The 21,488-nt window shown below is 65.0% G+C and carries 22 protein-coding genes; 7 read left to right on the forward strand and 15 right to left on the reverse strand.

Going from position 1 to position 21,488, the window contains the following annotated elements:
- The gene (locus ACM43_RS22000; RefSeq protein WP_157283702.1) at positions 1-1,638 is read left to right on the forward strand and encodes an ABC transporter ATP-binding protein; all 1,638 of its coding nucleotides are present in this window, start codon (positions 1-3) and stop codon (positions 1,636-1,638) included.
- Between the two features lie 7 nt (positions 1,639-1,645).
- Here the strand turns inward: ACM43_RS22000 and ACM43_RS22005 are convergent, their stop codons facing one another.
- Together ACM43_RS22005 and ACM43_RS22010 are read right to left on the reverse strand one after the other, a co-directional pair.
- Complete coding sequence (locus ACM43_RS22005; RefSeq protein WP_271542832.1) at positions 1,646-2,500, reverse strand: C40 family peptidase; 855 nt, start codon at positions 2,498-2,500, stop codon at positions 1,646-1,648.
- Entirely contained in the window at positions 2,493-3,866 is a 1,374-nt protein-coding gene (locus ACM43_RS22010; RefSeq protein WP_271542833.1) for a leucyl aminopeptidase family protein, read from the reverse strand. Before ACM43_RS22010 ends, ACM43_RS22005 begins: the two co-directional genes overlap by 8 nt.
- 450 nt (positions 3,867-4,316) lie before the next feature.
- On the opposite strand from ACM43_RS22010, the gene ACM43_RS22015 reads away from it, so the two are divergent.
- Positions 4,317-5,822 (forward strand): metallophosphoesterase family protein, encoded by a 1,506-nt coding sequence (locus ACM43_RS22015; RefSeq protein WP_271542834.1) that lies wholly within the window; start codon positions 4,317-4,319, stop codon positions 5,820-5,822.
- A 96-nt stretch (positions 5,823-5,918) separates the two neighbouring features.
- Entirely contained in the window at positions 5,919-6,746 is an 828-nt protein-coding gene (locus ACM43_RS22020; protein WP_271542835.1) for a tetratricopeptide repeat protein, read from the forward strand.
- 48 nt (positions 6,747-6,794) lie between these two features.
- On the opposite strand, the gene ACM43_RS22025 is transcribed toward ACM43_RS22020, so the two are convergent.
- From ACM43_RS22025 to ACM43_RS22070, 10 genes are all read right to left on the reverse strand, one after another.
- On the reverse strand, positions 6,795-7,769 hold the full coding sequence (locus ACM43_RS22025; RefSeq protein ID WP_271542836.1) for a type II secretion system F family protein: 975 nt from the start codon (positions 7,767-7,769) through the stop codon (positions 6,795-6,797).
- Between the two features lie 9 nt (positions 7,770-7,778).
- A complete protein-coding gene (locus tag ACM43_RS22030) occupies positions 7,779-8,756 on the reverse strand; it encodes a type II secretion system F family protein (protein ID WP_057028159.1) in 978 nt (325 codons plus the stop codon).
- A gap of 16 nt (positions 8,757-8,772) precedes the next feature.
- Positions 8,773-10,242, reverse strand: a complete 1,470-nt coding sequence (locus ACM43_RS22035) for a CpaF family protein (RefSeq protein ID WP_128264290.1) — start codon at positions 10,240-10,242, stop codon at positions 8,773-8,775.
- 21 nt (positions 10,243-10,263) lie between these two features.
- Complete coding sequence (locus tag ACM43_RS22040) at positions 10,264-11,532, reverse strand: AAA family ATPase (RefSeq protein WP_036036832.1); 1,269 nt, start codon at positions 11,530-11,532, stop codon at positions 10,264-10,266.
- Complete coding sequence (locus ACM43_RS22045) at positions 11,529-12,263, reverse strand: CpaD family pilus assembly protein (RefSeq protein WP_035998073.1); 735 nt, start codon at positions 12,261-12,263, stop codon at positions 11,529-11,531. The genes ACM43_RS22040 and ACM43_RS22045 overlap by 4 nt, the downstream gene beginning before the upstream one ends.
- 20 nt (positions 12,264-12,283) lie before the next feature.
- Positions 12,284-13,774: a type II and III secretion system protein family protein gene (locus ACM43_RS22050; protein WP_271542837.1), complete on the reverse strand. Its 1,491-nt coding sequence runs from the start codon at positions 13,772-13,774 to the stop codon at positions 12,284-12,286.
- Positions 13,771-14,568, reverse strand: a complete 798-nt coding sequence (gene cpaB, locus ACM43_RS22055) for a Flp pilus assembly protein CpaB (protein WP_193760478.1) — start codon at positions 14,566-14,568, stop codon at positions 13,771-13,773. The genes ACM43_RS22050 and cpaB overlap by 4 nt, the downstream gene beginning before the upstream one ends.
- Before the next feature lie 129 nt (positions 14,569-14,697).
- The gene (locus ACM43_RS22060; protein WP_271542838.1) at positions 14,698-15,222 is read right to left on the reverse strand and encodes an A24 family peptidase; all 525 of its coding nucleotides are present in this window, start codon (positions 15,220-15,222) and stop codon (positions 14,698-14,700) included.
- Between the two features lie 122 nt (positions 15,223-15,344).
- Entirely contained in the window at positions 15,345-15,485 is a 141-nt protein-coding gene (locus ACM43_RS22065; RefSeq protein ID WP_193760509.1) for a hypothetical protein, read from the reverse strand.
- A gap of 77 nt (positions 15,486-15,562) precedes the next feature.
- A complete protein-coding gene (locus ACM43_RS22070) occupies positions 15,563-15,727 on the reverse strand; it encodes a Flp family type IVb pilin (RefSeq protein WP_025033956.1) in 165 nt (54 codons plus the stop codon).
- 272 nt (positions 15,728-15,999) lie between these two features.
- On the opposite strand from ACM43_RS22070, the gene ACM43_RS22075 reads away from it, so the two are divergent.
- The 4 genes from ACM43_RS22075 to ACM43_RS22090 all read left to right on the forward strand — a co-directional run bounded on the left by ACM43_RS22075 (position 16,000) and on the right by ACM43_RS22090 (position 19,008).
- Positions 16,000-16,827: a sterol desaturase family protein gene (locus ACM43_RS22075; RefSeq protein ID WP_271542839.1), complete on the forward strand. Its 828-nt coding sequence runs from the start codon at positions 16,000-16,002 to the stop codon at positions 16,825-16,827.
- A gap of 249 nt (positions 16,828-17,076) precedes the next feature.
- Positions 17,077-17,580: a pilus assembly protein N-terminal domain-containing protein gene (locus tag ACM43_RS22080; RefSeq protein ID WP_036036842.1), complete on the forward strand. Its 504-nt coding sequence runs from the start codon at positions 17,077-17,079 to the stop codon at positions 17,578-17,580.
- Positions 17,581-17,788: 208 nt separating this feature from the next.
- Positions 17,789-18,370 carry a TadE/TadG family type IV pilus assembly protein gene (locus ACM43_RS22085; RefSeq protein ID WP_035998094.1) on the forward strand — a complete coding sequence of 194 codons (582 nt, stop codon included), beginning with the start codon at positions 17,789-17,791 and terminating at the stop codon, positions 18,368-18,370.
- 23 nt (positions 18,371-18,393) lie between these two features.
- Positions 18,394-19,008, forward strand: coding sequence for a TadE/TadG family type IV pilus assembly protein (locus ACM43_RS22090; protein ID WP_036036873.1), 615 nt, complete (start codon positions 18,394-18,396; stop codon positions 19,006-19,008).
- Between the two features lie 93 nt (positions 19,009-19,101).
- On the opposite strand, the gene ACM43_RS22095 is transcribed toward ACM43_RS22090, so the two are convergent.
- The 3 genes from ACM43_RS22095 to ACM43_RS22105 form a co-directional block, all read right to left on the reverse strand.
- The gene (locus tag ACM43_RS22095) at positions 19,102-19,314 is read right to left on the reverse strand and encodes a cold-shock protein (RefSeq protein ID WP_027573722.1); all 213 of its coding nucleotides are present in this window, start codon (positions 19,312-19,314) and stop codon (positions 19,102-19,104) included.
- A gap of 259 nt (positions 19,315-19,573) precedes the next feature.
- Positions 19,574-19,861, reverse strand: coding sequence for a translation initiation factor IF-1 (gene infA / locus ACM43_RS22100; RefSeq protein ID WP_035998101.1), 288 nt, complete (start codon positions 19,859-19,861; stop codon positions 19,574-19,576).
- 23 nt (positions 19,862-19,884) lie between these two features.
- On the reverse strand, positions 19,885-21,468 hold the full coding sequence (locus ACM43_RS22105) for a DEAD/DEAH box helicase (protein ID WP_271542840.1): 1,584 nt from the start codon (positions 21,466-21,468) through the stop codon (positions 19,885-19,887).
- Positions 21,469-21,488 lie beyond the last annotated feature (20 nt).

The raw sequence follows: 21,488 nt of genomic DNA on the forward strand, positions 1-21,488 counted from the left end.
ATGGATGCGATCAACCAGCCCCTGCTCGCCGTTCGCGACCTCTCGGTGGCCTTTCACCAGGGCGGCGCCACCACGCTCGCGGTCGACAAGGTCTCGTTCCAGATCAAGCGCGGCGAATGCGTGGCGCTGGTCGGCGAGTCCGGCTCCGGCAAGTCGGTCAGCGCACTCTCGATCCTGAAGCTGCTGCCGTATCCGAATGCCTCCCATCCGTCCGGCAGCATTCGCTTCAAGGGCCAGGAGTTGATCGACCAGTCCGAGCAGCAGATGCGGGAGATCAGGGGCAGCGACATCTCCATCATCTTCCAGGAGCCGATGACCTCGCTCAATCCGCTGCACACGATCGAGGCGCAGATCGGCGAGATCATCCAGCTGCACAATCCGACCAGCAATGCGCAGGCGCGCAAGCGGACGCTGGAGCTCTTGACCCAGGTCGGCATCCCCGATCCCGAGACGCGGTTGAACAGCTATCCGCACCAGCTCTCCGGCGGCCAGCGCCAGCGCGTAATGATCGCGATGGCGCTCGCCAACGAGCCGGACCTTCTGATCGCGGACGAGCCGACCACGGCGCTCGACGTCACGGTGCAGGCGCAGATCCTGGCGCTGCTCGCCGAGATCCGCGCGCGGCTCGGCATGAGCCTGCTGTTCATCACCCACGATCTCGGAATCGTGCGCCGCATCGCCGACATCGTCTGTGTCATGAAGGGCGGCCTGATCGTCGAGCAGGGTCCGGTCGAGCAGGTCTTCAAGGCCCCGAAACATCCCTATACACGTGACCTGCTCGCGGCGGAGCCCAAGCCCGATCCGGCGCCGCCGCAGCCGAATGCGCCGGTGGTGATGTCGGCCAATGATCTCAAGGTCTGGTTCCCGATCAAGCGCGGCCTGATGCGCAAGACGGTCGGTCACATCAAGGCGGTGGACGGTGTCAGCGTCGCCGTGCGCAAGGGCGAGACGCTCGGCGTCGTCGGCGAATCCGGCTCGGGCAAGACCACGCTGGGGCTGGCGCTGCTGCGGCTGATCTCCTCGAACGGGCGCATCGTGTTCTTAGGCAACGACATCCAGGGGCTGCGCTTCAAGGAGATGCGTCCCTTCCGGCGCGACATGCAGATCGTGTTTCAGGATCCGTTCGGCTCGCTCTCACCGCGCATGTCGGTCGCCGACATCATCGCCGAGGGCCTGTCCGTGCATCAGCCGGCGCTCTCGCGCGAGGAACGCGAGGCGCGCGTCGTTAAGGCACTCGAGGATGTCGGACTCAATCCGGAGACGCGCTTCCGCTATCCGCACGAATTCTCCGGCGGCCAGCGACAGCGCATCTCCATCGCGCGCGCGATCGTGCTGGAGCCTGATTTCGTCGTGCTGGACGAACCGACTAGCGCGCTCGACATGCTGTTCCAGGCGCAGATGGTCGATCTGTTGCGCGAGCTTCAGCGCAAGCGCGAGCTGACCTACATGTTCATTTCGCACGATTTGCGTGTCGTCGCCTCGCTCGCCAGCCACCTCATCGTGATGCGCGGCGGCAAGGTGGTCGAGGAAGGCCAGGCGGCCGAATTGTTCAGGAATCCGAAAACGGATTATACTCGAGCGCTGTTCGCGGCCGCGTTCCGGTTGGAGACGGCTGGGAACGGGGCGGTGGCGACGTAGCGCTCCGTCAGAGCCGCTTGATCGCGACGACCTCGCTGCCAGCCGCCTTGATCCGCGCGATCGCCGGCTCAATCGGCTCGATCACCGTTGCCATGTCATGCGCATTGGCGTGAACCATGGTGGTGGCGTCGCGCACGATGGCGACATGACCTTTCCAGAAGATCAGATCGCCCCGCTGCAAGCTGCTCCATTCATGCGGCTCCAGTGTGCGGCCGAGACCGGCGAGCTGCATGTCGCTGTCGCGCGGGCAGCCGATCCCGGCTGATGTCAGCGAGACCTGGACGAGGCCGGAGCAATCGATGCCAAAGCTGCTCTTGCCGCCCCACAGATAGGGCGTGCCGACGAAGCGCTCGGCCACCGCGACGAAATCCGGTTCGCGACGATCGAGCGGGATGAGATGCGTTCTCGGCAGATATCTGCCGTCGTGCGTCACGGCGAAGCTGCCGTCCTCGCGCGCCACGGCGAGCTTCGATCCCATCACGAGCGTGTCGGCCGGCGGCAGCTTGATCGAGGGGCCGGGGAACGCAAACGTCCGCAGTGCGCCGACCAAGTGCGTTGCGGCAGCCGACGGCTTTGCGAGCGCCGCATCCGGCAGCCAGCCGACATAGCCATCGTCATTGAGCTGGCCCCAGGCCCAACCCTCGCCGTTGCGGTCGTAGATGGTGACGCGTTCGCCGCGCAGCGCTTCGGTCATCAACGTCGCGTTCGAGGACGGCTGCTCGCGCATGGGCGCGATCGGCTCGACGACCTCGAACTCGTCACCCTCGACGAAGCGCTGCGCCTCGACCTTGCCTTCGAGATATTTGGCGGCAAGGTCGCCCCGCGCCGGCGTCAGCCTCGGGTCGTGTCCTGGATCAGGCATAGCGCTCGCTCAGCAGTGCGTAGATGGCGCGTGCGGCCTGGCATTCGCCGCCCTCGGGCCGCGCCGGCTTCGCCGACGGCGTCCAGCCATAGATGTCGACATGGAGCCAGCTCTTGGCGTGCTCGACGAAGCGTTGCAGGAACAGCGCGCAGGTGATCGAGCCGGCGAAACCGCCCGACGGTGCATTGGTGATGGTGGCGGTCTTGGAGTCCAGCCAGGCATCGTAAGGCGGCCACAGCGGCATGCGCCACAACGGATCGTTCTCCTTCATCGCGCAGCGCGCGACGTCGGCGGCCAGCGTCTCATCATGGGTGTAGAAGGGCGGCAGATCCGGCCCCAGCGCGACGCGGGCCGCACCGGTCAGCGTGCCCAGGTCGATCAGCAGATCAGGCTTCTCCTCGTCGGCCAGGGCCAGCGCGTCGGCGAGCACGAGGCGGCCCTCGGCGTCGGTGTTGCCGATCTCGACGGTGATCCCTTTGCGCGAGGTGAAGATGTCGAGCGGGCGGAAGGCATTGCCCGCGACAGCGTTCTCCACCGCCGGGATCAGCACGCGCAGCCGCACCTTCAGCTTTGCATCCATCACCATGCGCGCCAGCGCCAGCACGTTGGCGGCGCCGCCCATGTCCTTCTTCATGATCAGCATGCCGCTCGACGGCTTGAGGTCGAGGCCGCCGGTGTCGAAACACACGCCCTTGCCGACCAGCGTCACCTTGGGATGATCGGGATTGCCCCAGACGATGTCGATCAGCCGCGGCGCGCGGCTGGAGGCCATGCCGACGGCGTGGATCAGCGGAAAGTTCTTCGCCAGCTCTTCGCCGATGGTGCAGGAAAAGCTCGCGCCGAACTCGGCGGCGAGCGCTTGCGCGGCTGCGGCGAGCTCATCCGGGCCCATGTCGTTGGACGGCGTGTTGATGAGGTCGCGCGCGAGCATTGCCGCATCGGCAATCCGCTCGATCTCGGCCGCGTCGACACTGTCAGGCGGCACCAGCCGGATCTCGGGGCGATCTGCCTTGCGGTAGCGGGCAAACCGGTAGCAACCCAGTGCGAAGGCGAGCGCGGCGAGCCGCGCATCGTGCGGTGCATTGGCAAACCGATAGGTGCCGGGCGGCAAGAGGCCGGGCAGGGCGCCGGGCCGAAACAGGTCGCGCGATCTTGCATCCTCTTCCTCCAGCCCGAACAGTACCTGAGCAATGGTGCCGTCGGTCGCGGGCAGCGCCAGATAGCTGCCCGGCTTGGCGGCGAAGGCGCTGGCACGCGCGAACTGGCGTTGCGCCGGCGGCAGCGTCTCGGCGACCTGATCCCAGCTCGATTTGGTGACGAAGGTGATCGGGGTGGCGGCGGATGACGTCTCGAAGACAGAAGGCATTGGCGGGTCCGGATCGTCAGTTCAGGCGAGTCATGCGAACGGACGAGACTTCGCAGAGTTTGGCCGCCGCTGCAATCGGCTTTGCCGTCACCGTTCAGCGAGCCGCTACGCGCCGCAAGGTGGGCATGCGGTCCGATGCGCTCGACGAGATCTGCAAGCGGCTTACGATCGAGTATCGACCGGGCGCGACGAAACCGTCCGCGGACAAATCTCGTATCTCACGCCGAGAGCTGCCGTTCGCAACGCCACGGCCGCAGGGCTTTACTAGCGCTTCGGTTGTGGCATTATCGACGAACATTTTAGATTGTGTCGCTTGCTCTGCATGAACCCGAACGCAGACACGCGGCGGCATGGTGCCCGCCCAGGTTGGGTCGATACGGCTGAATCTGTTCGTCGAAGCATTTTTCTCATTGTTTAGGCGGCGCAGCATGTGCAGATGAGCGGCGCAAAATGGATAGATCGTTCGTTGTTGCGCAGATTTCCGACCTGCATCTGGATGGGTCGGGCCGGCTGCTTCCGGCCATCGAGACGCTCAGGGCCGCGATTTGCGAGAAGATGGCGGCTGCCGCGAATGTTCCCGATCGCATCCTGCTGATCACGGGCGATCTGGTGGACGACCCCACGCCGCGCGCGCTCGACGAGGCGCTCGCCGTCATCGCATCCTTCCGGCAGACAGGGCTGTTCACCGATATCCAGGCCGTGGCAGGCAATCACGACGTCAAGCGGCCGAGCCAGCGTGCGGGCCGTCACGACGCCTACGACTACCTGCACCTGCCGCGGACCGCGAAGAATGTCTATTACCGTCAGGCAGGCCTCGACCTGGTGCTGCTCGATTCCAATCGCGCCAACTTGAAGGCGCTCGCGAGCGGCAAGATCGACGAGAGCGCTTACAAGGCGATGGTCGCCGATTCCGCCCGGCTGAGCGCCGAGGTCGCGGGAAGCATCGGTTTGGCCGGGCGCGCCGACTACGCCGAGCCGGCGGAAAATCTGGTGCGTGTGCTGGCCCTGCACCATCACCCACTGCCGCAGGCCACCGGCGAAGGAAAGCGCTTTCTAGGCATGCCGGACGAGCCGCTGATGTATCTCGCCGCACCTGCGACCTTCCTCGAGGCCGCCACCTCGCTCAACGTCGATCTGGTTCTGCACGGTCATCGCCATGTCGAGGGGCTGACCCGCTATTCCATCCCCGATCCGCGTGCGACGTCGAGCGAGAGCGGTGAGGCGTTCTGGCGCACGATCTACGTGCTCTCCTGTCCGTCCTCGACCGGGCAAGCCGGCGACGATGCCGGTTTCAACCTCGTCCATTTCGGCCCCGCGTCCCATGCCGGCCGCAACGAGCACCGCTTCGCGATCAACCGCTATACGAGGCTCCGCAACGATGCGGCCTTCAGGCCGCTCGATTCCAACCTGCCGGGCGGCGTCATCAGGCTGCCGGCGGGGCGGGATTTTTCCCGCGATCCGGCCGTCCAGTCGGCGATCGAGGCGGCCTCGTCCCGCACACTGAAACGCGACCAGGTCGCGGCGATCGTCCGCCGGCTGTTCATGCGTGGCAGCTTTTACGATGAGGCGGAGCCGAACTGGGCGATAGCGCTCTACACCTACATGGTCTCGGCCCATGCCTGGGCGGAGCTCGAGCGTAAGGCCGCGAGATCCCGGCCGGGATTCGACAGCGACGCGCTCGCCGCGGTGAAAACGCTGCTCAACCGATTGATCGAGCAATCCGCTGACGTGCTCGGCATTGATCGCGCTCGGCTCGATGAGCTCTACGGGAAAGGCCTGATCAATTGTAACGACTTCCTGCGTCAGGTGCCGCGGCTGCCTTGTGATAGTGTCGACGTTCAGCGGCGGGGGCGGCAGCGGCTGCAATTGCTGCGGGAGCTGGATCAGCAGGTGCAGGCGCTCGGCCTCGATCTCGGCCTCGGCGGCAAAGCGCCGCCGCAACCATCGCCGGCGTGAGAGAAGCGCGTCTGAGCGCTGTTAACCGGCCGTTAGGGTTAACATTCTACTGCTGACACGTTCGGCTCGATCGAGCAGCTCGAGAGTCAAAGCGTCATGCGTCAACGGATCAGGCTTACCCGGCTACTTGCTTCGACGTCGCTGGTCGCGACGGTGGCGATGAGCCTCGGCGGCTGCACGGCGATGTCGAAACTCTCGGAGGTGACGGGCTCGGTCGGCCCCCGGGCGGACGCGGCCTCCGCCGATCGCGCGCCCACCGATCCGGCGCGTGCGGTCGAAGCCTATGGCGAGCGCTACCGCGCCAATCCCAAAGATGCCGACGCCGCGCTCGCCTATGGACAGGCCTTGCGCGCCAACGGCCAGCGCGCCCAGGCCGCCGCCGTGCTCGAGCAGGCGACCATCGCCAACCCCGGCAACAAGGCGCTGCTTGCCCAGTACGGCCGCGCACTCGCCGACAACGGCAATTTCCAGCAGGCCTTCGACGTGCTGTCGAAGGCGCATTCGCCCGACAATCCGGACTGGCGCCTGCTCTCGGTGCAGGGCACCGCGCTCGACCAGATGGGCCGTCATGAGGAGGCGCGATCCTATTACGCGAGCGCGCTCAAGATCGCACCGGGTGATCCCGGCGTGCTCTCCAACCTCGGCCTGTCCTACATGCTGTCGAAAGAGCTGCCGAAGGCGGAAGAGGCGCTGCGGCAGGCGCATGCCTCGCCGCGTGCCAGCGCCCGGGTCCGGCAGAATCTCGGCCTGGTCGTCGGCCTGCAGGGCCGCTTCGCGGAGGCGGAGACCATCGTCAAGGCGGACCTGCCGCCGGACCAGGCTGCGGCCAATGTCGCCTATCTCAAGGAGATGCTGAGCCGTAGCGAGGTCCCGCGCGGCGCGCCGAAGCGGATGCCGGTCGCTTCGCTGAGCCAGCCCGGCTGATCATCTGACTTCCTGGCCTTGGTGGCGGACCGTATGGTCCAGCCCGGCTCATTGCATCTCGGTGACCTTGATGGCGGTGGGTCCGAGAATGACCACGAACAGCACAGGCAGGAAGAACAGGATCATCGGCACCGTGAGCTTCGGCGGCAGCGCGGCCGCCTTCTTCTCGGCCTCGTTCATGCGCATGTCGCGATTTTCCTGCGCCATGACGCGCAGAGAATGGCCGAGCGGGGTGCCGTATCGTTCCGCCTGTTGCAGCGCCAGACACACCGACTTGACGCCCTCCAGCCCGGTGCGCCGTGCCAGGTTCTCATAGGCGACCTTACGATCCTGCAGGTAGGACAGCTCGGCCGTGGTCAGGGTGAACTCCTCCGACAGCGCGATTGACTGGCCCACGATTTCGGTCGCAACTTTCCGGAATGCCATCTCGACCGACATGCCGGATTCGATGCAGATCAGGAGCAAATCGAGTGCGTCGGGAAACGCACGCTTGATCGAGAGCTGGCGCTTGGAGATCGCATTTCTGAGGAACAGCATCGGCGCCTGGAGGCCGAGATAGGCGGCGCCGATACAGATGCCGATCTTGATCGGCAACGCCTGTTGCATGTTTCCAATCACGAACACGTAGAGGGCCGAGCCGATCAAGAACACGATCGGGGCGACCATGCGGGCAAACAGGAAGGTGATGTAGGGCGCCTGTCCGCGGTAACCTGCCATGATGAGCTTGTCCCGCGCAGCCTCCTGCGCGAGCCATTTGGTCAGGTTGAAGTCCTCGACCACCTTGGAGACGAGTTGCTTGGGCGTCTGGCGCAGCGAAACCTTCTCGCTCTTGTTGAGACGCTCACGCTCGCGCTGCCGGATGCGTTCACGCTCGCTCGCCACCGCCTTCATGCGCTTGGAGAGGCCCTCGCCGGCGAACAACGGCATCACCAGCGTATAGACGGTGGCGCTCGCGGCGATGGCCGCGAGCAGCATGGTCATGAAACGGACGTCGTGCAGTTTCGAGACGAGGAATTCGACCATGCGACACCGTCAGAAATCGAAGTTGATCATCTTCTTCATCACCAGGATGCCGATCGACATCCAGACGACGCAGCCGACCAGCATCAGCTGGCCGGTGGGATGAGTCCAAAGCACCGAGATGTATTGCGGCGTCGTGAGATAGACCAGGAACATCACGATCGGCGGCAGCGAGCCGATGATGCCGGCCGAGGCCTTGGCTTCCATCGACATCGCCTGGATCTTTTCCTTCATCTTCTTGCGGTCGCGCAGCACCTTGGAGAGGTTACCGAGCGCTTCGGAGAGGTTGCCGCCCGATTTCTGCTGGATCGACACCACGATGCCGAAGAAATTGGCTTCCGGCAGCGGCATGCGCTCGTAGAGCCGCGCGCAGGCCTCGCCCAGCGGCATGCCGATCGCCTGCGTCTCGATGATGGCCAGAAACTCGCTGCGCAGCGGCTCGGGCGAATCGGCGGCTACGACCTTGATCGATTCGAACAAGGGCAGGCCTGCCTTGATGCCGCGGACGATCACGTCGACCGCGTCGGGCAGTGCAGCCAGGAACTTGGTTTCGCGACGCTTCTTGAGGAAGCCGAGTGCCCAGCGCGGCAGGCCGAAGCCGCCGGCAAAGGCAAGACCGGCGGCGCCGATCAGGCCGCCGCCCGCGAACATGGCGGCCGCGAAAAAAACGCCGGCCACCACGGCGGACACGGTCCAGAACTTCTGCGGCGTCCAGTCGAGCCCGGCCTGCGACAGGCGGACGCTGAGCGGGGCGCTCTTCTCCTGGGCGCGCCGCGCCTCGAGGTCCTTCAGCGTGGACTCGACCTGCTCGCGGCGCGAGCGCTGGGTTTTCTCGGCTTGCCGGGCCGTGGGCGCTTCGGCGCGTGCGACCGAGGCACGGCGGCTTTCCGCCTTTCGCTCCCCAGACAGCACCGGATAGAGGAATACCCAGGCGATGCCACCGACTGCTGCGGTGGCGAGGAAGGCGAGGGCGAGGACCTGCATGTTCATGGCGCTGCCGATCTGCTCACGTCTTCGGCGCGACTTCCGCCGCGTCGAGTGCCGCGGCGAGGCGCTTCTCCTCGCCGTAATAACGGGCGCGTTCCCAGAACTTCGGACGGCCGATGCCGGTTGAGCGGTGCCGGCCGATGATCTTGCCGTTGGCGTCCTCGCCGACCATGTCGTAGAGGAAGATGTCCTGGGTGATGATGGTGTCGCCTTCCATGCCCATCACCTCCGTGATGTGGGTGATGCGGCGGGAGCCGTCGCGCAGGCGCGCGGCCTGGATTATGACGTCGATCGAGGCGCAGATCATCTCGCGAATTGTTCGCGACGGAAGGGAAAAGCCGCCCATCGTGATCATGGATTCGCAGCGCGACAGCGCCTCGCGCGGGTTGTTGGCGTGCAGCGTGCCCATCGAGCCGTCATGGCCGGTGTTCATGGCCTGCAGCAGGTCGAAGGCTTCGGGTCCGCGGACCTCGCCGACGATGATGCGTTCGGGACGCATACGCAGGCAGTTGCGCACCAGTTCGCGCATCGTGACCTGGCCCTCGCCCTCGATGTTGGGCGGGCGGGTTTCCAGCCGCACCACGTGAGGCTGTTGCAACTGGAGCTCGGCGGCGTCCTCGCAGGTGATGACGCGCTCGTCGTGCTCGATGTAGTTGGTGAGGCAGTTGAGCAGGGTGGTCTTGCCCGAGCCGGTACCGCCGGAAATCAGCACGTTGCAGCGGACGCGGCCGATGATCTGAAGGATCTCGGCGCCTTCCGGCGTGATCGCGCCGAACTTGACGAGCTGATCCAGCGTCAGCTTGTCTTTCTTGAATTTGCGGATGGTGAGCGCGGGGCCGTCGATCGACAGCGGCGGCACGATGGCGTTGACGCGAGAGCCGTCGGCGAGGCGCGCGTCGCAGATCGGCGACGATTCGTCGACGCGCCGGCCGACCTGGCTGACGATGCGCTGGCAGATGTTGAGAAGCTGCTGGTTGTCGCGGAAGCGGATGCCGGTACGCTGGATCTTGCCGCCGACCTCGATGTAGACGGTGTTGGCGCCATTGACCATGATGTCGGCGATGTCGTCGCGCGACAATAGCGGCTCGAGCGGGCCGTAACCGAGCACGTCGTTGCAGATGTCGTCGAGCAGCTCCTCCTGCTCGGCGATCGACATCACGATGTTCTTGATCGCGATGATCTCGTTGACGATGTCGCGGATTTCCTCGCGCGCGGACTCCGAATCGAGCTTGGCGAGCTGGGCGAGGTCGATGGCCTCGATCAGCGCGCCGAAGATGGTCGCCTTGACCTCGTAGTAATTGTCCGAACGCCGGCTCTCCATGGCCGGAGGCGGCGGAGCCTTGGCGGGCGCAAGCGGCGGCGAGGCGACGGCCGGCGGAGGCGGAGCGCGCGACACCGTCGACGCCTGAGCCGGGGCAGGCTCGAGCGACACGGCGCCGGGCTTGGGCGCCCGAAGGTCGGTGTCTGTTCCGCTACGCTTACCGAACACTTAACAACTCCATGCGGCGGCTTATCTTCCCCGCAACTTCTCAATCAGAGGTGAAAGCAGGGACGACTTTTGCTTCTTGGTCTCGCTACGGCCGGTCAGGCGCTGGGCGATCTGCAGGAACATCTCGATCGACCTGTGGTTGGCGGAGATCTCCGCAATCATCTGGCCGTTGTTGGCCGCCGAGCCGAAGATCTGCGGCTCGAACGGGATCGAGACGACCGGTTGGCTCTCGATCGCCTTGGCGAACTCCGCGGCGGCGATTTCGGGCCGTTTCGGCACGCCGACCTGGTTCAGGCAGTAGAGCGGCGGCCGGTCGTTGGGGCGGGCGGCCTTCAATAGATCGAACAGGTTCTTGGTATTGCGCAGATTGGCGAGGTCCGGGGCGGCCACGATCAGGATGTCGTCCGCCCCGATCAAGGCGCGCTTGGTCCAGCCCGACCATTGATGCGGAACGTCGAGCACGATGCAGGGCATGGTGGAGCGTAGCGTGTCGAATACGGCATCGAAAGCGTCAGTGCCGAAATCATAGACCCGGTCGAGCGTCGCAGGCGCCGCCAGCAGGCTGAGATGGTCGGTGCACTTCGACAGCAGGCGGTCGATGAAGGCGGTGTCGACGCGGTCGGGCGAGAACACCGCGTCGGCGATACCCTGCGGCGGATCCTGGTTGTAGTCGAGGCCGGCGGTGCCGAAGGCAAGGTCGAGATCGGCGACGACGGCGTCCATCGCGAGGTCGCGCGCGATCGCCCAGGCGACGTTGTGCGAGATGGTCGAAGCTCCGACGCCGCCCTTGGCTCCGACCACTGCGATGATGCGGCCGACTGCCTTGGCTTCGGGGGCCGAGAACAGGTTGCAGATCGAGCGTACGACGTCGATCGCGCCAACCGGCGCGAGCACGTAATCGCTGACGCCGCGGCGCACCAGCTCGCGATAGAGCGTGACGTCGTTGATGCGGCCGATCACCACCACGCGGGTCCCGGCATCGCAGACGGTGGCGAGCTGGTCGAGTCCGCCCAGCAGGTCGTTGCGGCCGTCGCTCTCGAGCACGATCACGTTCGGCGTGGGAGCCGAGCGGTAGGCTTCGATCGCGGCCGCCATGCCGCCCATCTGGATCTTCAGGTGAGCCTTGCCGAGACGGCGATCCTCGCCGGCCGACTGCACCGCGGCGGCCGTCTCCACGGTTTCGCAGAAGGCCTGAACCGAGACGCGCGGCGCAGGCGCAATATGCTCCTCGACCGGCGGAGGAGCTGCTGCCGGCTGCTCTTCGTGTGTCTGGCGCGCGTAACTGATCATTTGCCGGTGTCGCTGAGTTTGGCCCTGTCGGCCTCGGGATAGGTGGTCGCCGTCGTCGTTCCCTTGCGATACTTCTCGAACCCGGTGATGCGCCGCGGCGTGTATGACGGAGTTTCGGGCCGCGGCTGCTCAAGATCCGACGGATTGTCGACCATGGCCGCGAGGTTGCGCTGATAAGCGCAGCCGTAATTGTAATAGTCTTTGTTCTCGAACCAGCGCTTGTTCTTCATCGAGGGTCCGATGTCTTCCGGCCACAGGCCGCAGGGACCGGCGACTGCGGCAATCCTGGAATAGGTGAGCCGGATCGGGGGGAGGAAGCGCTTGTCTTGCGGCTGGTAGGGGTGAAGGCTGACGCCGCGCGGCGGAACGCCTGCCGCCGCCAGCATCGCCTGGATCTCACGCATCGTATCGGCGACCGGGCGAGCATTGGGCGTATTGGAAGGCACGTCGATGCGAATCGCGCCGGTGCCTTCTTGCAACCACGCCGATGCCACGCCCATCACGTCAGCGCGCTGGGCAGCGGTCAATCCCCCGCGGGCATGACCCACGAAGACGACGATCGAGCGATTCTGCTCCTCGACCGCGATCGGATGGCGCTGCTTGTAGTCGTCGGGAATGGACGCCGTGAGGACTTCGTCGTGCTGGCAGCCCCCGACCGCGAGCGCGAGGCCGATGAGCGCGCCACCGAGGCTGATGGCGCGCTTGCGAAGCTGGGGTGGTCTCGTGATCATCGTGAAATCCCCGTTCCGCCTCAGTCGGTAATGAAGCCGTAGGTGCCGCGGTAGTTCTTGGCCGGTTCGGTCCGGCCCGGCACGCCATAGATCCGATTGATATTACCGATCAGCTGCGCCTGCGGATCCGCAGGCGGGGCGAAGCCGTCATCCGGCCGCGACAGGTCCTTCGGCGCCACCGCGCGGACCACATAGGGCGTCACGATCACGACCAACTCGGTTGCATTGTTGACGAAGTCGCGGCTGCGGAACAGCGTGCCGAGGATCGGGAGCTGCATCAGCCCCGGCATTCCGTTGACAGCTTGCTTGGTCTGCTGCTGGATCAGGCCGGCCATCGCCATCGCGCCGCCGGACGGAATTTCCAGCGAAGTCTCTGCGCGGCGTGTTTTGATTGAGGGGACCGTCAGCGAGTTGACCGTGTTCGAGGTCACCGCCTGCGACAGCGTGATCGCATTCTCATTGGACAGTTCGGAGACCTCGGTCATCACCCGCAAGCTGATCTTGCCTTCGCTCAGGACCACAGGCGTAAAGTTGAGTGAGATGCCGAACTTCTTGAAGCTGATCTGAGTGGTACAGACGCGCGTGACGGGATCGCACGAATAACCTGCAGGCACCGGAAATTCGCCGCCGGCGAGGAAGGTGGCGGACTCTCCGGAGATCGCGGTCAGGTTCGGCTCGGCAAGCGTCCTGATCACGCCCGCGCTCTCCATCGCACGCAGGGTCGCCTGCACCGAAGGCGTCGCGCCGAAACTCGCAGTGAGATTGTTGCCATCCACCAGATTACGGCCGAGGGCCGTGAACGGGTTGGAGTTGCTGAAGCTCACCACCGAGGTGCCGTAGTTGAGGTTGGCGGTGAGGTCGATACCGAGCTGCTTGACGATCGTGCGCGCGACTTCGGCAACGGTCACCTTGAGCATGACTTGGTCGCGGCCGCGGACCACGATCGAGTTCACCACCTTGTCGACGCCGCCGGCCAGGCGCGCAGCGAGCTCGTTGGCCTGCTGCGCCTCCATAGGGTTGGCGGCCGTGCCGGACAGGACGATACCGTCGCCCAGGCCGTCGATCTGGATGTCCGAATTGGGCAGAACCTGCTTCAGCGCAGCCCGCACGCCGTTGAGGTCGCGCTTGACCGCGATGTCGTAGGCCGCAATCTGCTGCCCGGCGGAATCGAAGAACACGATATTGGTCTGGCCGACCGCGGCGCCGATGATATAGGCGCGCTGTGCGGAGCGGACCACCGCATTGGCGATCTTGGGATCGGCGACCAGCACGTCCTTGATGTCGCGCGGCAGGTCGATCACGACCGACTTGCCGATGCCGAGCGATAGGAAACGCGCGTTGATCTGGCCGTCCGCCGCGGCCTGCGGCACGGGGCGGTAATCGGCGGCGACCGCCGGGGCGATCGTCGGGCTGAGCGCCAGCGTGAGGGCGGCCGAAAACGACAGGGCGCGGACCAGTGAGGTCCGCATCGTCGCCGAATCTGCCCTGTATTTGATGTCGACTGTCTTCATCGTGCCTTAGCCGTCTGACTTGGAATGCCGTAGCGAATGATCGAGACACCCTCGCGCTTCTGCGCGGAGTCATCGAGCGTGATCTCGCTCATCTTGACGTCGACGATGCTGCGCAGCGCCAGCGACAGCGTGCCGCTCTGACGCGCCGCGGAGAGCGTTGCGGTCTGCGCGGGATTGAGCTCGAGGGTAACGGTCTTGCCGATCACCGCGTTCTGCCCGTCCTTCTCCTTGGGTGCCTGGTCGATGGCCAAGACCCGGATATTGGCCAGGATGATCTCGGAGGTGACGATGTCGGGAGCGCCGCTGCTCTGATCCGGGTTCTTCAGCCGGCGGGTGAGCAGGACGTCGACGCGGTCGTTGGGCAGGATGAAGCCGCCCGCGCCGGTCTCCGGCGAGATCTCGGTCGAGATCGCCCGCATGCCGGTGGGCAGGATTGCCGCCATGAAGCCGGAACCTTCGGCCTTGACCAGCTTCTGGTCGCGGATCGGCTCACCCTGGATGAAGGGCGCGCGCGCGATCGAGCCGGTCACCTGGGTCGCACCGTCGGGGCGCTCGTTGCGTCGGATGAAGGTGGCGCTGGCGGTCGCGGTCGGCCAGGTCTGCCATTGCACGTCTTCGGGCTTCACGGTCTGACCGAGGCCGATGTCGTTCTTGGCCACGAGGACGTCGACGGTCGGAAGCTGCGCGACCGGAACCGGAGGCGGCGCAGAATTGTCGGAGCCGCTCGCCAGGTACGCGGCGACGCCGCCGGCGCAGATGGCGACCGTCAGGACGACAATGCGTGCCCTATTCATACGCTTCAACTTTCCAACAATACGCCGCGACGCTGCCGCCGCCGTGATCGGCAGTTGACCAGCTATTCGTCAAAGCATGGTTAATGAGGCGTATCTAAATCGCCTTAACGCCGGGTTTACCCGGAGCGTTCAGCGCAGCGCGAGGCGAGCGAGGTCGATCGCCTTCACCCATTCGGTCTCCGGGTAGACCATCAGCGCGCTCAGCGCGAGCGCGATGCCGTAGGGAATGCCGGTCTCCTTGGCGTGCAGCCGTGCGAGCCAGGCCTGTCCTGCCAGCCCGTAAGGCAGCGGCCACTGCCGGAACTGCAGCAGGAGCAGCGTCAGCGCGCCGCCGAACAGCGAGGCGTAGAGCAGGAAGTTCATCAGATGGGGGAAGCCGAACCAGAGCGCGACGGAGGCCGCGACCTTGGCGTCGCCGCCGCCCACCCAGCCCATGGCGAAGCAGGTGAAGGCCACGACCAGAACGAGCGCACCGGCGCCGACATGACTCAGCATCTCGTAAGGTGCCATGCCCCCGGCGAGGGCGAGCGCGAAGAAGCCCGCCACCAGCGCCAGCGATACGCGGTTCGAGATCGTCATCGTGAAGAGATCGCTCGCGGCGGCGAACGCCATCAGGGCCGGGAAGAGCAGAAGGCGCGCAAGGTCGAGAATCATGGGCTGCGTCTTGAGGCCTGGGTTTGTCGCGGGAGCTGCTTCGGGCGATGCTAGCGCGCGATGCTAAACAAACCGACAACGGCGGCACGGGCGCGCCCGGGCCTCGGCCGACGAACGCGCTTTCACCAGAAGCTGGCAATACGTGCGGCGAGCGCGACCGTCGCAACCAGCAGCGCAAGGCAGATCCAATAGACCGGCGAGCCGGCCTGCGCCGCTTCCGCCTCGTGCGCCGCGACTGCGGCATCGGTTCTGAACTCGTGCAACGCCACTGGAACTCGCCGTCTTCAGAAAAACAAACGCCCCGGAGGTCCGGGGCTTTTGCCGTCGTTCGTGGACCCGCTTACTTCAGCGAGGTGCTGATCGAGCTGAACTTGGCGTTCAGCGTGGTGCCGAGATTGTTGACGACGGTGATGATGGCCAGCGCGATGCCGGCGGCGATCAGGCCGTATTCGATGGCGGTGGCGCCGGATTCATCCTTCGCGAAACGCGCAATCAAGTTCTTCATGAACAAAACTCCGTCTGGGTGGGGACCGCCTCGTTCGGCGCTGTCGTTGACGCGACGACCATGAGAGCCGAGCTCTTTCGGGAGAGTTAATTCGATCGGGTAATCCCACGTCCGGCGCGATGCTTTTGCCCAGAGTGAATTTCACCTTAAGACGGCACCTGCAAATTCGCTTCTGTTCCGGATGCGCCGACAACGCGACGCGCGCTTCACCCTCCCTTAAATTTCGCGGAGTAGGCCTTAAGCTACAGCGGAATTCGCGGAGAGAGGCGACGATGTCGAGCCTGCCCATGCAAGTTGCCTTGATGCTCGGCGAGACCATCGTCAAGGTGATCCCGGTCACCTTGGTGCTCGCGGCGGTCTTCACCGTGCTGGAGCATTTCTGGGCCTGCAATCCCGGCGCGCCGTGGTGGCGCAAGCGGGAGATCGTCACCGACATCTGCTACTGGTTCTTCGTTCCGGTGTTCGCCCGCACCATGCGGATCGGGCTGCTGGTCGTCGGCGCCAGCGTCGTCTTCAACATCCACGACGCCGACGAGCTCATCGCCTTTTACGACAATGGCCACGGTCCGCTGGCGCAGCTGCCGCTGTGGCTGCAGGCCCTGCTGTTCCTGGTGCTGTCCGATTTCATGCTGTACTGGCTGCACCGGCTTTTCCACGACGGCGGCTTCTGGAAATATCACGCCATCCATCATTCGTCGGAGGAGATCGGCTGGATCTCCGCGGCGCGCTTCCATCCGGTCAATCTCTTGCTCGGGACGATCAGCGTCGACGTCGTGCTGCTGATGGCAGGCATCTCCCCGAACGTCATGGTCTGGGTCGGCCCCTTCACCACCTTCCACTCGGCCTTCGTGCACGCCAACCTGAACTGGACTTTCGGACCGTTCAAATACGTCCTGGCGACGCCGGTCTTCCATCGCTGGCACCACACCTCGCTCGAAGAGGGCGGCGACACCAATTTCGCCGGAACGTTCCCGATCTGGGACGTGCTGTTCGGCACCTTCCGCATGCCGGAGGGCAGGCTGCCGCAGGATTACGGCAAGGACGAAGCGGCCATGCCCAAGGAGATCGGGGGCCAGCTCGCCTATCCGTTCCGGCACTAAAGCATGATCCGGAAAAGTGCGAAGCGGTTTTCCGGAAAGATCATGCGTAAACAACAACCTAAATCGCGATGACGATTCATCCAAAACTCATCGCGCTTTAGGGGCGAGCCCGCAAATGTCCGTCCGTTCAAACAATACTCGGCGAGTTTGCGGAACGTTCACGAATTAAAGGCAGGTTAGCCGGGTCGGGCACCGGCTCCGCTGTATTCGGTCGCTTCTGCCGGTCTGTGACGTCCCGGGGGTAAGAGTATGCGTAAAGAAATGCTGCGCCGTCATGTGCGCGTCTGTGTACTGGTTGCCGCTGCGGTGCTGGCCTCGCCGGCCGCCGGCCTCGCCGAGCCTGCCGCCGATACCATCGCCGTCAATGTCGACCAGGCCAAGCTGGTGCGGCTGCCCGGCAAGGTGGCGACCATCGTGGTCGGCAATCCCCTGATCGCCGACGTCACGCTCCAGCCCGGCGGCATGATCGTCGTGACCGGAAAGGGCTACGGGGCCACCAACTTCATCGCGCTCGACCGCGGCGGCGAGATTCTGGTGGACCGCCAGATCCAGGTCGAAGGTCCGAGCGACCGGCTCGTCACCGTCTATCGCGGGGTCGAGCGGGAGTCCTACAGCTGCGTGCCGCTTTGCCAGCGCCGCGTGACGCTCGGCGACAGCGACACCTATTTCAACAACGCGATGAGCCAGGCCGGTACGCTGAGCAGCAGCGCCAGCGGAGGTGCGGGTGCCGGCGCGGCTGCCAAGCCAAACTAGCCGACCGGCGGGCCTCGATCCTGCCAAGCCGCTCTATTCGAGGGCGGCACCTCGTTGCATGCCGTGCTTCCTCCCGCTTGCGGGCGCGCCTGGTTAACACGGTGTTAACGGCGCGGACCGCCGGAAGCGGATCGTCTGAAACACTTAGACAATCAGTTTCCGCTATTGAACGGGCAGATGATCGCCAGTCGCTGGGGAATTTGACGAGATGCCATCGCCTGCACCTACGAGGTTCACGCTCCGGAAAGCGCTGCTCCGGTTTCGCGGCAACCGCCGCGGCTCCGCAGCCGTCGAATTTGCGCTGGTCGCACCGATGTTCTTCGCGCTGCTGTTCGCGATCCTCGAGACGGCTCTCATGTTCTTCTCCAGCCAGGTGCTCGAGACCATCGCGCAGGACTCCGCGCGTGCGATTCTAACCGGCCAGGCTCAGGCACAGGGCGGCTCGGTGGCGGCCTGCCAGTCCGCGCCCAACACCGTCGCTGCATGCGATCAGACGACGTTCAAGACCTTCGTCTGCAGCAAGATTCCGGCGCTGTTCGATTGCAGCAAGCTGTACGTCGACGTCGTCAGCACCAGCTCGTTCGGGACGCTCAGCCTCACCAATTTCGGCAATTCCTGCACCTTCAATCCCTCCGGGATGCAGTACAGTGCCGGAACCTCCGGCCAGGTCGTCGTGGTGCGCCTGTTCTATCAATGGCCGCTCATCGTCACGGGCCTCGGCTACAACGCGGGATGCAGCAACAAGCGGCTGATGGTGGCGACGGTGGCTTTCAAGAACGAACCCTTCTGAGGCAGATGGATCTGGGCGGACCGATGCGGGCGATTGCGAACATCTGGAGGAATGCACGCGGCTCCGTGCGCGGCTTCGTCGCCGACAAGCGCGCGCTGGCGGCGACCGAATTCGCGATCATCGTCCCGCTGATGCTGGTGATGTTCTTCGGCACCGTCGAATTTTCGTCCGCCGTGGCGATCGACCGCAAAATCACGTTGATCGCGCGGACATTATCCGATTTGACCTCGCAGTCGACGACGCTCAACGATGCCGGCATGAAGGATACGTTCACGGCAAGCATCTCCGTCGTCATGCCTTACGACGCTGCGCTCGTGAAGGGCACGATCTCCCAGATCTACATCGACGCCAACAGCATCGCCAAGGTCCAGTGGAGCAGGGCCGGCACGATTGCGAGCGGCGCGACGCAAGCCACGCTTGCGACCTCGGCTCGGAACGCCGGCGACACGGTCACGACGATGATTCCCCCGGCACTCTTGATTCCGTCGAGCTATCTCATCCTGAGCGAAGCCAACTACACTTACACGCCGACTATCGGCTACGTGTTGAAGTCGAGCGTAACCCTGAGCGATCTCTCCTACACGCGGCCGCGTCAGGTCACCTGCGTGCCCTACAACAACGTGCCATCGACGTGTTGAGATTCGTCAGCCGTCGGTGACATGAAAAAAAGGCCGTGCGTCTCGCACGGCCTTTTTGCTTTGGCTCGCTGATCGGGCCGGCGCCCGGCGGGCTCAGCTCGCAGCGCGCAGGTTGTCCGCCGCCGACTTGCCGGAACGGCGGTCGGCCACGATCTCATAGGAGATCTTCTGGCCCTCGCGGAGCGAGCCGAGGCCGGCGCGCTCCACGGCGCTGATGTGAACGAACACGTCCTGGCCGCCATCGTCGGGCTGAATGAAGCCATAGCCCTTGGTTGCGTTAAACCACTTCACGGTTCCCATGCTCACGGGGGTAGTCCCTCTCAGATAACACTATGTCGGAGCCCGCTCGCGCGGGCAGGGTTAGATCGAATTTCTGGAAGGGTCGTCAGCGTGTCTGAACCGGCTGTACCGGTGGATGCCAATGTCGTCCGGCCGAAAATCGATTAATTCATTTTATCGGAAGCAACGGTTCGAAACAATCCGGACACGCACGATTTTTTGATCCGCCGTGATGTCAACGGCGGATCAATCTACAGATCGGAATTCGAACCCGCGCCGCAGCCGACTAGCGGCGGCGGAATTGGCCGCCGCGCTGTCCGGGACGGGGCGGTCCGCCCGGCGTGCTGGGACGTTCGTCCTTGTGGCGGAAAATCAGCCGGCCCTTCTCGAGGTCATAGGGCGACATCTCCACCGTCACACGGTCGCCCGCGAGCGTCTTGATGCGGTTCTTCTTCATCTTGCCGGCGGTATAGGCAACGATCTCGTGTCCGGCGTCGAGCTGCACGCGGTAGCGGGCATCGGGGAGGATTTCGGTGACCAGTCCTTCGAACTGGATCAGCTCTTCCTTAGCCATTGATATCTCCAGGTCGTGGACGGCTAGTGCGAATAGGGTTTGCGGTTCGGTTGGCTGTTTGGCCGACTCTGGCGGCGCAAAAAGGCAACGCCTTGTATCCCATCAGGGGTCCCGGCGCTATGCGCGGAACGCTGTTCCGGACGGTCGACAGGCGCTGAATGCATCTTACCACCGGAGCGGCGGCGGCGAGAACCCTTGGAGGCATTCGGGCCACTGCCGGGCCGTCCGTCGGCATGCCTTGCCTCGGCGTGGCGTCCCTCACCGTGCCTGCCGTCGCCTTGCTTGCCCGCACTATGGTGGCGCCCGTCGGCATGCCGTTCGTCGGCGCGACGTCCGTCACCGTGCCGTGCGCCTTGCGGGCGCTGGCCCGGACGACCGCCCGGCCGGCCCTGTCGTTGCTGCGACGGGCCGGGACCGGGATCGCGGCGGCCGGCGTCGGTGCGGTGGTCCTCCCGCGGCAGGGCGACGCGAATCAGCCGCTCGATGTCGCGCAGATAGCCGAGCTCCTCGCCGCCCGCGACCAGCGAGATTGCGGTGCCGTCGGCTCCGGCGCGCGCGGTGCGGCCGATGCGGTGGACGTAGGTCTCCGGCACGTTCGGCAGGTCGAAATTGATGACGTGGCTGATGCCGTCGACGTCGATGCCGCGGGCGGCGATGTCGGTGGCGACCAGGGTGCGGATCTCGCCCGAGCGGAACTGGGCGAGCGTGCGCTCGCGATGATTCTGCGACTTGTTGCCGTGGATGGCGTTGGCGGCGATGCCGGCCTTGGCCAGCGTCTTCACCACCTTGTCGGCGCCGTGCTTGGTGCGGGTGAAGACCAGCGCGCGGTTGATCGCCTCGTCCTGCAGCAGCTTGGTCAGGAAGGCGGGCTTGGCCGCGAAGTCGACCTGCAGGATGCGCTGGTTGATCCGCTCGGCGGTCGAGGACACCGGGGTTACCGCGACACGGGCGGGGTCGCGCAACATGGAATCGGCGAGTTCGGCGATGTCCTTCGGCATGGTGGCCGAGAAGAACAGCGTCTGCCGCTTGATCGGCAGCTTGGCGACGATTTTGCGGATGTCGTTGATGAAGCCCATGTCGAGCATGCGATCGGCTTCGTCGAGCACGAGGAACTCGACGTTTGAAAGCTTCAAGCCGTTGCTCTGCACGAGGTCGAGCAGGCGGCCGGGGGTGGCGACCAGCACGTCGACGCCCTGCATCAGCGCACGGACCTGGCGGCCCATCGGCACGCCGCCGATCGCGAGCGTCGAGGACAGGCGGATGTGGCGGCCGTAGGCGTTGAAGCTGTCAAGGATCTGGCCGGACAGCTCGCGGGTCGGCGACAGCACCAGCACGCGGGCGGTCTTGGGCTGCGGCTTGATGCGGTTCTCAAGCAGACGATGCAGGATCGGCAGCGCGAAGGACGCGGTCTTGCCTGTACCGGTCTGGGCAATGCCGACGACGTCGCGGCCGGTCAGTGCCAGCGGGATGGTTTGGGCCTGGATCGGGGTTGGGGTGACGTAATTCTCTTCACGAAGAGCGCGCGCGATGGGTTCGGCGAGGCCGAAGTCCTGAAACGAAGTCAAAAGAGGGGTTCTTTCCATGTCAAAAGCGAACGCCCGGCGCATCAGCGCGGCGCGCGCAAAAG

Source organism: Bradyrhizobium sp. CCBAU 45321, assembly GCF_028128975.1.
Classification (GTDB): Bacteria; Pseudomonadota; Alphaproteobacteria; order Rhizobiales; family Xanthobacteraceae; genus Bradyrhizobium; species Bradyrhizobium yuanmingense.

What these genes read in the sequence shown, in the direction of transcription:
- ACM43_RS22090 (WP_036036873.1), top strand. Translation starts at nt 18,394, where the DNA reads ATGCGGGCGATTGCGAACATCTGGAGGAATGCACGCGGCTCCGTGCGC.
- infA (WP_035998101.1), bottom strand. Translation starts at nt 19,861, where the DNA reads ATGGCTAAGGAAGAGCTGATCCAGTTCGAAGGACTGGTCACCGAAATC.
- ACM43_RS22080 (WP_036036842.1), top strand. Translation starts at nt 17,077, where the DNA reads ATGCGTAAAGAAATGCTGCGCCGTCATGTGCGCGTCTGTGTACTGGTT.
- ACM43_RS22060 (WP_271542838.1), bottom strand. Translation starts at nt 15,222, where the DNA reads ATGATTCTCGACCTTGCGCGCCTTCTGCTCTTCCCGGCCCTGATGGCG.
- ACM43_RS22015 (WP_271542834.1), top strand. Translation starts at nt 4,317, where the DNA reads ATGGATAGATCGTTCGTTGTTGCGCAGATTTCCGACCTGCATCTGGAT.
- ACM43_RS22030 (WP_057028159.1), bottom strand. Translation starts at nt 8,756, where the DNA reads ATGAACATGCAGGTCCTCGCCCTCGCCTTCCTCGCCACCGCAGCAGTC.
- cpaB (WP_193760478.1), bottom strand. Translation starts at nt 14,568, where the DNA reads ATGAATAGGGCACGCATTGTCGTCCTGACGGTCGCCATCTGCGCCGGC.
- ACM43_RS22105 (WP_271542840.1), bottom strand. Translation starts at nt 21,468, where the DNA reads ATGCGCCGGGCGTTCGCTTTTGACATGGAAAGAACCCCTCTTTTGACT.
- ACM43_RS22075 (WP_271542839.1), top strand. Translation starts at nt 16,000, where the DNA reads ATGTCGAGCCTGCCCATGCAAGTTGCCTTGATGCTCGGCGAGACCATC.
- ACM43_RS22005 (WP_271542832.1), bottom strand. Translation starts at nt 2,500, where the DNA reads ATGCCTGATCCAGGACACGACCCGAGGCTGACGCCGGCGCGGGGCGAC.
- ACM43_RS22010 (WP_271542833.1), bottom strand. Translation starts at nt 3,866, where the DNA reads ATGCCTTCTGTCTTCGAGACGTCATCCGCCGCCACCCCGATCACCTTC.
- ACM43_RS22025 (WP_271542836.1), bottom strand. Translation starts at nt 7,769, where the DNA reads ATGGTCGAATTCCTCGTCTCGAAACTGCACGACGTCCGTTTCATGACC.
- ACM43_RS22040 (WP_036036832.1), bottom strand. Translation starts at nt 11,532, where the DNA reads ATGATCAGTTACGCGCGCCAGACACACGAAGAGCAGCCGGCAGCAGCT.
- ACM43_RS22000 (WP_157283702.1), top strand. Translation starts at nt 1, where the DNA reads ATGGATGCGATCAACCAGCCCCTGCTCGCCGTTCGCGACCTCTCGGTG.
- ACM43_RS22020 (WP_271542835.1), top strand. Translation starts at nt 5,919, where the DNA reads ATGCGTCAACGGATCAGGCTTACCCGGCTACTTGCTTCGACGTCGCTG.
- ACM43_RS22045 (WP_035998073.1), bottom strand. Translation starts at nt 12,263, where the DNA reads ATGATCACGAGACCACCCCAGCTTCGCAAGCGCGCCATCAGCCTCGGT.
- ACM43_RS22050 (WP_271542837.1), bottom strand. Translation starts at nt 13,774, where the DNA reads ATGAAGACAGTCGACATCAAATACAGGGCAGATTCGGCGACGATGCGG.
- ACM43_RS22085 (WP_035998094.1), top strand. Translation starts at nt 17,789, where the DNA reads ATGCCATCGCCTGCACCTACGAGGTTCACGCTCCGGAAAGCGCTGCTC.
- ACM43_RS22070 (WP_025033956.1), bottom strand. Translation starts at nt 15,727, where the DNA reads ATGAAGAACTTGATTGCGCGTTTCGCGAAGGATGAATCCGGCGCCACC.